Origin of the sequence: Gemella haemolysans (assembly GCF_028308085.1) — a bacterium.
Taxonomy (GTDB): domain Bacteria; phylum Bacillota; class Bacilli; order Staphylococcales; family Gemellaceae; genus Gemella; species Gemella haemolysans_D.
Genome location: NZ_JAQMFS010000057.1, coordinates 23,093 through 35,455, shown reverse-complemented (window position 1 = coordinate 35,455; position 12,363 = coordinate 23,093). Strand labels below are relative to the sequence as shown.

Sequence of the window (12,363 nt, the reverse complement as noted above, 5' to 3'; positions counted from 1 at the left end):
TTAAAATGGAAGTTTGCCACCAAACATTCTTCCTAGACCCTTTCTCTTAGATTTGTCATTCATAAGTCCACCAAACTGTTTCATCATTTTTCTCATTTCTTCGAATTGCTTAATTAACTTATGCACCTCATTAATTGGTCTACCGCTACCTTGTGCAATTCGTTTTCTTCGTGGTACATTAATTATATCTGGATTTTGTCTTTCTTCAATAGTCATAGATTTGATGATAGCTTCAATATAAACAAATTGCTTTTCATCAACAGCATCTAAATTCATATTTTTAAGTTTACCCATTCCAGGAATCATACCTAGTATATCTTTTAAACTACCAAGTTTTTTCACTTGTTCAAGTTGTGTCAAAAAGTCCTCGAAGGTAAAACTTTGATTAAGGATTTTTTCCTGCATTTTTTTAGCTTCATCTTCATCAATAGAAGCTTGAGCTTTTTCTATTAAAGTAAGCACATCACCCATACCTAAAATACGAGAAGCCATACGTTCTGGATGGAATATCTCTAGGTCATTCATCTTCTCACCCATACCAACTAACTTAATTGGCTTACCAGTGATAGATTTAATAGATAAAGCAGCACCACCACGTGTATCACCATCAAGTTTTGTTAGAACCAGTCCAGTAATATCTAATTGTTCATCAAATGAACTCGCAATATTAACAGCTTCTTGTCCAATCATTGCATCAATAACAAGTAGGATCTCATCTGGCGTTGTTGCTGCTTTAATATCTTTTAATTCATCCATTAGTAATTCATCGATGTGAAGACGCCCAGCAGTATCGATAATTACATAGTTAAAGTAATTTTCTTTAGCAAATGCTAATCCTTCTTTAACTATATCTACAGGATCTTTATCAACATAGAAAACTTCTATATCAAGTTGTTTTCCTAAAGTTTTTAATTGTTGAACCGCTGCTGGTCTGTAGACGTCAGCGGCAATAAGAAGCGGTTTTTTCTTCATAGTCTTCTTAACTTTAAGTGCTAACTTCCCTGCTGTAGTTGTTTTCCCAGCCCCTTGAAGACCAACCATCATTACTGTTGTAATTTTACCACCTTGATTTAATTCAACGTTAGAACCACCAAGTAATTCTACAAGTTCTTCATTTACTATTTTAACAATTTGTTGAGCAGGAGTTAATGATTTCATAACTTCAGTTCCAACTGCTCTTTCACTAATTTTCTTAACAAATTCTTTTACTACTTTAAAGTTAACATCGGCTTCTAGTAATGCCAACCTAACTTCTCTCATCATTTCTTTAACATCAGCTTCAGAAACTTTTCCTTTTCCTGTAAGCTTCGCTATTGTATTTTGTAATCTTTCCGATAGATTTTCAAATGCCATAAAAGATTCTCCTAGTTTTCTAATTTTATCAATTCATCAACATATGTTAGTACTTCTGTATCATTCGTTGATTTTTTTATTTCATTTAGTAAAAACAATCTTTGATTGTTTAATTTAATTAAATTTAACTTCTCTTCAAACTGTTCTAATTCTAACACTGTTCTTTTAATATTATTTGAAACAGCTTGTTTTGAAATATTGTAATTTTCCGATATCTCTGTTAATGATAAATCATTAAAATAATAATCATTTAAATATTGTTTTTGTTTATCACTAAGTAATTCAGAGTAAAAATCATAGAGTTGTGAAATTTTTATAACTTGTTCTATTTCCACAATCTTCCTCCAGTCATAAAATATAAATCTACATCCTTATATTATACGATAAAATCGCTATTTTTTCAAATTTTTATCGTATTTCTAAACAAATAAAATCAACTTGTAAAGCAATTTCTACAAGCTGATTAATTAAATATATTAAATTAATTTTTATATAAAATTACATAAAATCTAAAGCTGAATTATCTATAGTTATAGTTATCTTCTCTTTTGAAAAACTTTCTGCAAAATAATTATTTATATACTTCAAAAGTGGATGTAATTTACTGTATTCATCATCATTATACCTTATTACCAAATTATACTTGAACTCATTATTAATTTTATAGAATAAGCTTTTATTCGGACCAAGAATCGAAGTTCCACTAAGCTTTTTACTTATAAAGTTATAAATCATCTTAGCAACCTGTTCTGTTTTCACCTCATCATAACCTTTTATCGTGATAAATGAAATCTTACAGAACGGCGGATAATCAATAAGTTTACGTCGATTTAATTCGTACTTATAAAATCTCTCGTAGCTGTGTTCAATTGCATATTCCAATATATTACTCGCTATATTCGTTTGAAAGATTACTTCACCTTCTTTTTCACTTCTTCCAGCTCTCCCTGCTGTTTGAACTAATAATTGAAATAGCTTCTCATTCGCTTTAAAGCTAGGTATAGCTATCATACTATCAATAGATAGTACTCCAACTAAAGTAATATTAGGAAAATCCAAACCTTTTGATATCATCTGTGTTCCTAGTAGTATATCAGACTTATGATTTTTAAAATCAGTTAAGAGTTTTTCATATGCACCTTTTCGACTAGTCGTATCGGAATCCATTCTTGTAATTCTAACACCTGGAATGCTCTTGATTAAAAATTCTTCTACCTTTTGAATTCCATAGTTACCTGAAACCAACTCCGGATGTTCACAACATTTTTTTATATTGGAAATTTTTTTATGATATCCACAAAAATGACAACGTAATGAATTGTCGTGTTTATGATAATTTAAACTTATATCACAGTTCTCGCATTTATATAAATGACCACAAGTGAAACAGCGAATAAAGTTAGTATATCCTCTTTTATTCATTAACAATAATACCTGTTCTTTTTTGTCAATTTTTTCCTTAATCTTAATAAGCAATTCATCAGCTATAACTTTTTCTTTATCTTCTGTATGAACAATATTAATTTTTGGTAAATTATTGTTAAATCTATGCGTTAGAGTCAAAAGGTTACTTGAATTATTCTTTTCGAAATTATAATATAAATCAACCGATGGTGTTGCACTAGCATACACTACTGTACATTTGTTATACACACCACGTTTTTTTGCTATATCTTTAGCATCATATCTTGGAGATTCAGTTTGCTTATAACTATTTTCATGTTCTTCATCGATAATTATAATACCAAGATTTTCAAAAGGTGCAAAAATAGCCGATCTAGTCCCGAGACAGATTTTAACCTTACCATCTTTAATTTTTTTCCATTCATTATATTTCTCTTTAGTATTTAATCTAGAATGTATTACTGCAATATTCTCATTAAAAATTTTCTTGAATTTTCTCTCTATTTGCGGTGTTAAAATTATTTCTGGAACAAGAACAATAGCATCTTTTCCATTTTTTAATGTTTCTTCTACTAATTTAATATATATTTCAGTCTTTCCAGAACCTGTAACACCATGAAGGAGATATTCATTAAATTTTTCGGTGTTATAATTTTTTACAATTTTATCAAAGATTTCTTTCTGATATTTACTCAATTTTGTTTCATTTTGTAAAATAGTCGTGTCAATTTCAGGAATTACCTCTTCTTCAATGATAAAAATAACATTTTGCTCTAATAACTTCTTCGTTACTGAAGGGCCGATATTTAATATTTCTTTAACATCTGATTTCTTAATCTTCTTATTGTTACTAAGATAATCTACAATTATCTGTTGTTTCTTTGTTAATTTAACATTACTTATATCACCTAGAATATAAAATTCTTCCATAATGTTATTATTTATTTCTTTAACTTTACTTATAAGTTTGATTGCTTTTAGCGAGATTAAATATCCAATTTGTTCGATTGAAAAAATTTTTTCAAACTTTTTCTTTTCAACTAGGTTGTTCTTATCAAAATACTTAGCATAATCATATAGTAAAGTTTTATTCGCGTCTATCAACTCATAATACTCGATATATTTATTTTTTAATATTGTCGGAATTAGAGTCTCTATAGCCTGAATTCTAGTACAAAAAAGTTCATCTGCCATAACTTTTGATAAAAGAAGCATTTCTTTAGTTAAAATTGGAAAGTCATCTTTTAATTTTTTTATACTTTTAAAGTTATTTTTATCATATTCCCCGTTATATTTTTTACTAACACTAACAACATATCCTTGAACTACACGAGTACCAAAAGGTACTTCTACTCTATAACCTATAAGATTACGCTCCTTAAATTTTTCAGGAATCAAATAGTAAAAACTTTGATCGACACTATGATTATTTACATCGACAATTACTTCAGCATACATAATCTCACCTCACCTTCTTTAAATCTTTAAGCTTACTTAGTAATAGTATCTACAATTTCTTTAGCTATATTTGTCTTACTAGATTTATCGATTTTTGTAATATTATTAAATTTATCAATAATACACACCTCATTATTATCACTTCCAAAACCGATATCTTTTTGAGATATGTCGTTTGCCACAATATAATCTAAATTCTTCTTAACTATTTTTTCTCTTGCATAGGCAAGAAGATCGTTAGTTTCAGCTGCAAATCCTACAACAATCTGTTCTTCTGTTTTATTTTCACCAACATATTTTAATATATCTTGAGTTCTCTCAAACTCCATTGTAAGATTTCCATCTTGTTTTTTTACTTTTTTATCAAAGACAAGGACAGGAGTATAATCAGATACTGCAGCTGCCTTAACTATATAATCGCAGTCTTTAAAATTATTTTTTACCGCTTCAAACATATCCTTTGTACTTACAACATCTAATACCTTTATACCATTTAAAATAGTATCATTCTTCACACTAGATACTAAAATTACTTCAGCTCCTCTTTTCTTGAATTCATTAGCTATAGCAATTCCCATTTTACCAGTAGATGGATTCGTTAAACATCTAAATGGATCTATGAATTCTTTAGTCGGACCAGCAGTTACTAGAACTTTTTTTCCTTTTAAATCTAATTGCACCTCAGAAAAAATAGCTTTTTCAATTTTCTCTACTGTTGGAAATTTCCCTTTCCCAACATCGCCGCAAGCCAACAATCCACTATCAGGTTCAACAAAATTAAAACCTAGTTTCAAAAGCTTACTTATATTTTCTTTAATAATAGGATTGTTATACATAACTGTATTCATTGCAGGAACGATATATACTTTTGTTACATCCTGAACAGCTAACATAAGAGAAGTTGCTAAGTCATCAGCAATTCCACACGAAAATTTTGAAATTATATTTGCCGTAGCTGGTGCTACAATTATTTTATCTGCCCATTTAGTTAAATCAATATGTTGGATTTCATTTTCATTTAATTCATCGAAAGTACTAGTATACACTCTATTTTTAGTTAATATTTGAAATGGTAGTTCAGTCACAAAATTCTTTGCATTTTCTGTAAGAATAACCCTAACATCGTAACCTTTCTTCACTAGAGAACTAGATAAATCAATCGATTTATATGCCGCAATTCCGCCAGAAACTATCAGTAAAATATTCATGATATTCTCCTTATTTAATCTTTTATAATAATATATTAGTATAAATCATGATCTGTATGATTAGGACCAAAAACTGCTGTTTCAAGTTTAGATAATCTTTTCAATATATCTAAATTAGTAACCTGGACTGGTTTATCCTCACGACTAGCGTTTTTTATAGCCTCAATTTTAATTTTAAGATTTTGATTTTCAATTTCTAATTCTTTTAAATGAGTAAGTAGTTTATCAAGTTTCATATAGTCTTCAATTATTAAGTCCAAATAATCATTTACATCTTCTTCACTATAACCCTTTACTCTCGTTTTTTTAAATTCTTTCTCGTATATTTCTTTTGCTGTTAAATTTAATTCAATACTCATAGTTAAACTCCTTTACTTAAATTCACTAAAATAACTAACACAACTTACAAAGTACAGAGGGGCTGTCTCAGCTCTTAGTATCCTTTTTCCTAGGCCAATTACATCAAAATTACCATCTATTAAGTTATCGATTTCTTGTTCTGATAGCCCCCCTTCACTACCAAAAACTGCAATAACATCTTTATTGTTTAAATCAGAATTCAATAATCTCTTAAGATTAATATTATCTTCATTTATAGATTCTTTTTCATAAGCAACAACTTTATAATTGTAATTTTCACTAAATGAAACTAATTCTTTCAAACTATCGACATACGTTATATCAGGTATAATATTACGTTTTGATTGTTCAGCCGCTTCTTTTATAATCTTATTCCATCTATTTAATTTAGAATCCACTTTATCTTTCTTAATTTTCGCTATATTACGTTCAGAGTTAAATAAAACAATATTACTAACTCCTAGTTCAGTAAGTTTCTGAATTAAATACTCTATTTTATCATTCTTCAAAGGTGGAATAGCCACTGTTATTTTTGTTGGAAGTTCATTACTACCATCTACCTGTTTATATGGTGTTATTAGTACTTTATCTACATTATTATCTATAATATTACAAATGTACTTAACTTCATTATTAAAAACAACATATACCTTATCATTAATTTTTTTTCTCATAATTCTGACAATATGATTACTGTCATCTTTTGATAATTCATATGTTGATTCAACATTCAATTCTTCATTTAAAAAATACTGCTGCATAATTTCTCCTAAAATTTTATCTTATATCTAATTTTACCTTAATCTTGTTTTTTATTCAATAGTAGCTAATTACAAACATAAAAAGAGAACAGCCTAATCAATCAATATTTAAAGTGATTAATTAGACTATTCTCTAATATGTTAAATTAAAAATATTATTTGCTTTCCTAGCTTCCTGATGGAATATAGCCTTCAATATGTTCTTTAGCTAATTTTTCATGTTCTGGATATGTTTTTGAGAAATATGCTTTTCCATCTTTTGTTGCATGTAAGAAATAAACATAATCTGTATTTTCCGCATTATTTAACGCTTCAAATGATTCTGAACCAATTGAAGAAATTGGACCAGGTGGTAAACCGATATTAGTATAAGTATTATAAGGAGAGTTTAATGATAACTCTGCTTGCGTCGGTGCCCCTGTAAGTTTATCTGCAGCATAGTTTGCTGATGGATCAGTTTGTAATCTCATACCTTGTGCAAGTCTATTCAAGAATACACTAGCAATTAATCTGTTCTCATCTGATTTTGTAGACTCCTTCTCCAGGATACTAGCAAGCGTCATATATTGATGAATAGAAACTTGTTTATTTTGTCCACCAATGTTCCATGATTTATTATTCTTTTTGTAAAACGGTACTATTTTTTCATTAGATAATTTAACCATCTTAGTAATTAAACTCTCAACTGTTTCATCATCTTTTAACTCATAAATAGCTGGATATAAGTATCCTTCTAAAGCATATTTAATATCTTTACCGTAAATCTCATCTGTGATTAACTCAGGGAACTGAGCTTGTAATTTTTTAATGAATTCACCATCATTAACTTTAGCTAAAAATTCTTTAGGATCTAACTTTGTCTTTTCTAAATTCTTGGAAATTTTTAAAATACTGTCTCCTTCGATTAAAGCAAACGTATTTCCTGTTTTACCTTTATTCTTAGCTCCTAATTCTTGTATAATTTGAGATAAGCTCATGCTTTGTTTTAATTTAAAGCTACCAACATAAAATTTTGTGCTCGGTGTTAATCTAGAGTAAATTTTAAATACCTCTTCGTTTTTGATTAAACCTTTAACTTTTAATTCTTGAGCTATTCTAGCACTTCCATAATTCTCTTTTACTTCTACTGTAATGTCCTTGTTATTACTTTTATCGACTGGTGTTGTCATGTAATAAAATATTGATAGAACGGCTATACCTATAACAACAAATACTGTCAGTATTATAGGAATGATAGATTTTCTTTTTCTATTCTTCTTTCTAAGTTCTTTACTTCTTCTTATCTTATCTTCTCTCATTACTTACTCACTTTCGTCGTAATAAAAAGTATCTAAAACTTCAGAAATCATATCATATTCTTCATCTGTTTCTACTGGTTCAAAACGCACTGCATCTTCTCCATCTTCTATACATACCATTGGGAAAATACTAATTTCCTCTTCATCAATCGTTTCTTCCTCAGCGAAGATATAGTAAAGATTACCGTTTGTAGGGTTAGTAAATTCTAAAATTTTACGGTATTCTTTTTCTTCACCTTCTAAAGTACTAAGTGTATACACCTCTTCAGTATTATCAATACTAATGTTTTTTAAATCTTTTTCTTGCATTTTATTTTCCTCCTGAAATTTATATTAATTTAATTTATCTAAATATGTCTGTAATATTAATACTGCAGCCATTTTATCAATAACATCTTTTCTTTTCTTCCTTGAAACATTTGCTTCAAGAAGGACTCTTTCAGCACCCATAGTAGTTAAACGCTCATCTTGTAGAATTATTTCAACATTCTTAATTTTCTTTTTCAAAACTTCTACAAAATATAATGTCGCTTCACCTCTAAAACCTACAGAATTATCCATATTTTTAGGAAGGCCAACAACAATTTTTCCTACATTATGCTCTTGGACTAATTCTTTAATTCTTTTAATTTTAAAATCATTTATCTGCTCGTTGATATTAATAGTCTCAATACCTTGTGCAGTCAAGCCTAACAAATCACTAACGGCAACACCTATAGTTTTTGATCCGTAATCAAGGCCCATTATTCTCTTATCTAACATCTACGACTCCTGTATAAAAAAGTATAATAAGTACTCTAGTATATCATCCATATCTATTAATCTTATTTGCTCCCTTGCATGATTATCTCTAGGAATGTACACTGGATCAGCAGTTTTAATATATCCCATTAATTGATTAATAGGATCATATCCACGCTGTTTTATTGTTTCAACAACATTTTTTAATATGTTGTGAATATCATTTTTATCATAAAAATTGCTATCAAATAATCTTGTTTCATCGAAATTTGTCATAATCTTTACCTCCGATTATACTAACTCTACTAAGATACCTACTGCATTTTCTCCTGTATGTGTTGAAATAATTGGTGTTGTCGTAAATATTTCATCTTCTTTTACTTCATAACCAAATGTTTCTTTTAGTTCTGACTTAATTAAAGCTACATATTCATCAGCTAAAGAATTAGGTAAACTTATACTTTTTATCGTTTTACCTTGTTTATCTTCTTCAATATGTTTAATTAAGGTCTGAACTAATTTTTTCTTACCACGAACTTTATCTAAAGCAACTAATTCTGTTTCTTTTAACTGTGTTAAAACTTTTATATTTAAAAGACCTCCGATTAAAGCTTGTGACTTACTTAGTCTACCACCTTTTACCAAATTGTCAAGTTTATCGATTGTAACATACGTTAAAATATTTTTAGCTTTTTCTCTTAAGCTTTCTACAATCGTTTCAATAGCTACTTGTTCTTCCAATTGTTTTAGACATTCTTTTAGTAAAAATACCATTCCACGAGTTGTAGTTTTACTATCAACAACGTAAACACCTTCAAATTCAGAACTTGCAGTAACAGCAGTATTATATGTACCACTTAAGGCAGAAGAAAGAGTTAAAACAATAATTTTATATCCTTCTTTTGTCCATCTTTCATAAGCTTCTAAAAACTTACCAATTGCTGGTTGACTAGTTGAAAAAGTAGTAGCTGTTCTCATTCTTTCTATATACTCATCATTACTTATTGTACGGTAATCATACTCATTTCCATCAATATTAATTGTAAGTGGAATCACATCAACATTATATTTTTCTATTTCATCAAACGTTAAATCACTTGATGAATCAATAATAATTTTTACTTTTTCCATTTCCTACTCCTTCCTTTTTCTTATATAATGTAAAAATGAATAGTTAAATTCATTTTTATCATCTTTTTTAAATTCTTCTCGACTTAACAAGTCCCATTCATTTTCATCAAAATCAGGAAACTTCGTATCAGCATCTACTATTGTATCTACTTCAGTGATAAACATTTCATCACATTTATCAAAAAATTTACTATAAATCGTTCCACCACCAAATATATATGCCTTTTCAGTTTCGATATTTTCTAAAATTGAATCATCTGAATAGATTTCTATATTTGAATAATGATTTAAAGAATCTTTGTTCCGAGTCAAAACTCTATTTATACGATTAGGTAAAGCTTTTCCTATACTATCTAAAGTTTTACGCCCCATGATAATTGTTTGATTTGTAGTTAACTCTTTTACTCGCAACATATCACTCTTTAAACGCCAAGGAATAGTATTTTCTTGACCTATAGATTTATTCTTATCATATGCAACTATTAGTGATAACATATTACCCCTCCTATACAGCTATTGGTGCCTTAATAAATGGATGACTTTCATAATTAACAACTTTAACATCTTCAATCTTAAGATCAAAGATACTTTCAAAGTCATTTATCTTTAATTCAGGTAAAGAATATGGTGTTCTAGACATTTGTTCTTTTACTTGATCAAAATGATTTTTATAAATATGTGCATCACCAAGTGTATGAACAAATTCACCAACCTCAAGCCCACATTCTTTAGCTATTAAAATAGTAAGAAGTGAATAAGATGCAATATTAAATGGAACACCTAAGAAAACATCTCCGCTTCGTTGATATAATTGACAACTTAATTTACCATCATTCACATAAAATTGGAATAGTGAATGACATGGCGGTAAGGCCATAGTATCTACTTCCGCCGGATTCCATGATGAAACAATTAAACGTCGTGAAGACGGATTAGTTTTAATCTGTTCCACTACATTTTTAAGTTGATCTATACCGTTAAAGTTTCTCCATTGTTTTCCATAAACATTACCTAAATCACCATATTTTTCTGAAAAGCTCTCATCTGTAAGTACTCGTTCTTTAAATATTTCCATTTGTTCCTTGTATAGTTTAGAAAATTCCTCATCAACCAATGTTCTATGACCAAAATCCGTCATATCTGGACCAGTATATTCTTCACTTTCTACCCACTTTTTAAATGCCCATTCGTTCCATATGTTGTTTTTATTTTCTAATAAAAACTTGATATTTGTATCACCTTTTATAAACCACAGCAATTCTGACCAAACTAAATTAAAGTTCACTTTTTTAGTGGTTAATAATGGAAATCCTTCAGAAAGATCAAATTTCATCTGATAACCGAAGATACTTTTCGTACCTACACCAGTTCTATCTTCTTTTTCTATTCCATTATCTAGAATGTACTGACATAATTTTAAATACTCTTTATCTACCACAATTATTCTCCATTACGCTTTATAGTTGTTTTCTTTTAAATATTTCATTAAGTCTTTTATTTTTTCTAATGAACTTTTACCAAAATGATGTTCAATACCTTCAACTTCTTCATATATTTTATCTTCATCTACTCCAATAAGTCTAAGAAAATCTTCTAATAATTCATGACGAGTTAAGGCATATTCCCCCATTTTCTCACCTTGTTCAGTAAGTGCAATTCCTCTGTACTTTTCGTACACAATATATCCTTCGACATCAAGCTTTTTTAACATTTTAGTTACTGTAGAAGGATATACTTCTAATTTTTCTGCGATATCAGCACTTCTAGCATAACCTTTATTTTTTACTAATGAATATATCACTTCTATATAATCTTCCATCGTTGGTGTTGCTTTTGCCATAAATCGTTACCTCCTTTATAGTATTGTAAATGGTGATTTTTCAACTGTTGACTTAATTACCTCTATATTTAATTCTGAGATATAATCTAAAAGCAAGTCTTTTACAAGACTTTCAGTATAATGACCAATATCAATTATATTTTTTTTCATTTCTATTGCATCAAGTGCTACATGATAACCTACATCACCAGTTAAATATACATCCACTTCCGGTAATGTATAAATAAAATCAGCTCCACTTCCTCCTAATAATGCAACAGTAGAGATTTCCTTTTTATCTCCAATAACAGCCGCCACATTTTTTAATGAAAATTTATCTTTTAAATAAGTAATAAAGTCACTATACTTCAGTGGACTACTTAATTTTCCAATTCTTCCTAAACCAGCTGTTTTATCTAAATTATGTTCAAACAATACTTGAATATCTTCTAATTTAAGAAGTTTAGCTAAATAATCATTAAGACCTAATGTCGCAGAATCTAAATTTGTATGAAATGAAATAACTGAGATATCATTTTTTATCAAATCACGAATAATTCTCGATTTAAAATCAGAAGTAAAATCTAAAGATTTTAATGGTTTAAAGATAAGAGGATGATGTGAAACTATTAGATTAACATTATTAGCTATAGCTTCTTCTACGACGTCAGTAGTTACATCTAAACATACTAACACTTTATTTACCTCATTATTATTGTTTCCTAACAACAATCCAACATTATCCCAATTTTCTGCTAACTTGACATCAGCTAGTTTATTTAAGTGAATAAATACATCTTTTACCGTTCTCACAAGATCTACCTCCTTAT

Annotated in this window: 15 protein-coding genes; all 15 read right to left on the bottom strand. The window is 28.7% G+C overall.

What is annotated here, in order from left to right; translation table 11 throughout:
* Positions 1-1,353, bottom strand: coding sequence for a signal recognition particle protein (gene ffh, locus PNO30_RS04610; RefSeq protein ID WP_048802637.1), 1,353 nt, complete (start codon positions 1,351-1,353; stop codon positions 1-3).
* A gap of 11 nt (positions 1,354-1,364) precedes the next feature.
* Positions 1,365-1,688: a YlxM family DNA-binding protein gene (gene ylxM, locus PNO30_RS04605; RefSeq protein ID WP_003146027.1), complete on the bottom strand. Its 324-nt coding sequence runs from the start codon at positions 1,686-1,688 to the stop codon at positions 1,365-1,367.
* A 163-nt stretch (positions 1,689-1,851) separates the two neighbouring features.
* Complete coding sequence (gene priA / locus PNO30_RS04600) at positions 1,852-4,215, bottom strand: replication restart helicase PriA (RefSeq protein ID WP_271987319.1); 2,364 nt, start codon at positions 4,213-4,215, stop codon at positions 1,852-1,854.
* 32 nt (positions 4,216-4,247) lie between these two features.
* The gene (gene coaBC, locus PNO30_RS04595) at positions 4,248-5,426 is read right to left on the bottom strand and encodes a bifunctional phosphopantothenoylcysteine decarboxylase/phosphopantothenate--cysteine ligase CoaBC (protein WP_271987369.1); all 1,179 of its coding nucleotides are present in this window, start codon (positions 5,424-5,426) and stop codon (positions 4,248-4,250) included.
* Positions 5,427-5,458: 32 nt separating this feature from the next.
* A complete protein-coding gene (locus PNO30_RS04590; RefSeq protein WP_271987318.1) occupies positions 5,459-5,782 on the bottom strand; it encodes a DivIVA domain-containing protein in 324 nt (107 codons plus the stop codon).
* 12 nt (positions 5,783-5,794) lie between these two features.
* The gene (locus PNO30_RS04585; protein ID WP_271965339.1) at positions 5,795-6,544 is read right to left on the bottom strand and encodes an RsmE family RNA methyltransferase; all 750 of its coding nucleotides are present in this window, start codon (positions 6,542-6,544) and stop codon (positions 5,795-5,797) included.
* Between the two features lie 167 nt (positions 6,545-6,711).
* A complete protein-coding gene (mltG, locus tag PNO30_RS04580) occupies positions 6,712-7,842 on the bottom strand; it encodes an endolytic transglycosylase MltG (RefSeq protein WP_271987317.1) in 1,131 nt (376 codons plus the stop codon).
* Positions 7,843-7,845: 3 nt separating this feature from the next.
* Positions 7,846-8,151, bottom strand: coding sequence for a DUF1292 domain-containing protein (locus PNO30_RS04575; protein ID WP_003146018.1), 306 nt, complete (start codon positions 8,149-8,151; stop codon positions 7,846-7,848).
* A gap of 24 nt (positions 8,152-8,175) precedes the next feature.
* On the bottom strand, positions 8,176-8,604 hold the full coding sequence (gene ruvX / locus PNO30_RS04570; RefSeq protein ID WP_271987315.1) for a Holliday junction resolvase RuvX: 429 nt from the start codon (positions 8,602-8,604) through the stop codon (positions 8,176-8,178).
* Positions 8,605-8,859, bottom strand: coding sequence for an IreB family regulatory phosphoprotein (locus PNO30_RS04565; protein WP_003146016.1), 255 nt, complete (start codon positions 8,857-8,859; stop codon positions 8,605-8,607). It lies immediately after the preceding gene.
* A gap of 15 nt (positions 8,860-8,874) precedes the next feature.
* Positions 8,875-9,714 carry a DegV family protein gene (locus PNO30_RS04560; protein ID WP_271987314.1) on the bottom strand — a complete coding sequence of 280 codons (840 nt, stop codon included), beginning with the start codon at positions 9,712-9,714 and terminating at the stop codon, positions 8,875-8,877.
* A 3-nt stretch (positions 9,715-9,717) separates the two neighbouring features.
* Entirely contained in the window at positions 9,718-10,209 is a 492-nt protein-coding gene (locus PNO30_RS04555; protein ID WP_271965335.1) for a dihydrofolate reductase, read from the bottom strand.
* Positions 10,210-10,219: 10 nt separating this feature from the next.
* Positions 10,220-11,152: a thymidylate synthase gene (locus PNO30_RS04550; protein ID WP_271965334.1), complete on the bottom strand. Its 933-nt coding sequence runs from the start codon at positions 11,150-11,152 to the stop codon at positions 10,220-10,222.
* A 12-nt stretch (positions 11,153-11,164) separates the two neighbouring features.
* The gene (gene mntR / locus PNO30_RS04545; RefSeq protein ID WP_271965333.1) at positions 11,165-11,554 is read right to left on the bottom strand and encodes a transcriptional regulator MntR; all 390 of its coding nucleotides are present in this window, start codon (positions 11,552-11,554) and stop codon (positions 11,165-11,167) included.
* A gap of 15 nt (positions 11,555-11,569) precedes the next feature.
* Positions 11,570-12,346 (bottom strand): Nif3-like dinuclear metal center hexameric protein, encoded by a 777-nt coding sequence (locus PNO30_RS04540; RefSeq protein ID WP_271987313.1) that lies wholly within the window; start codon positions 12,344-12,346, stop codon positions 11,570-11,572.
* Between the last annotated feature and the right edge of the window lie 17 nt (positions 12,347-12,363).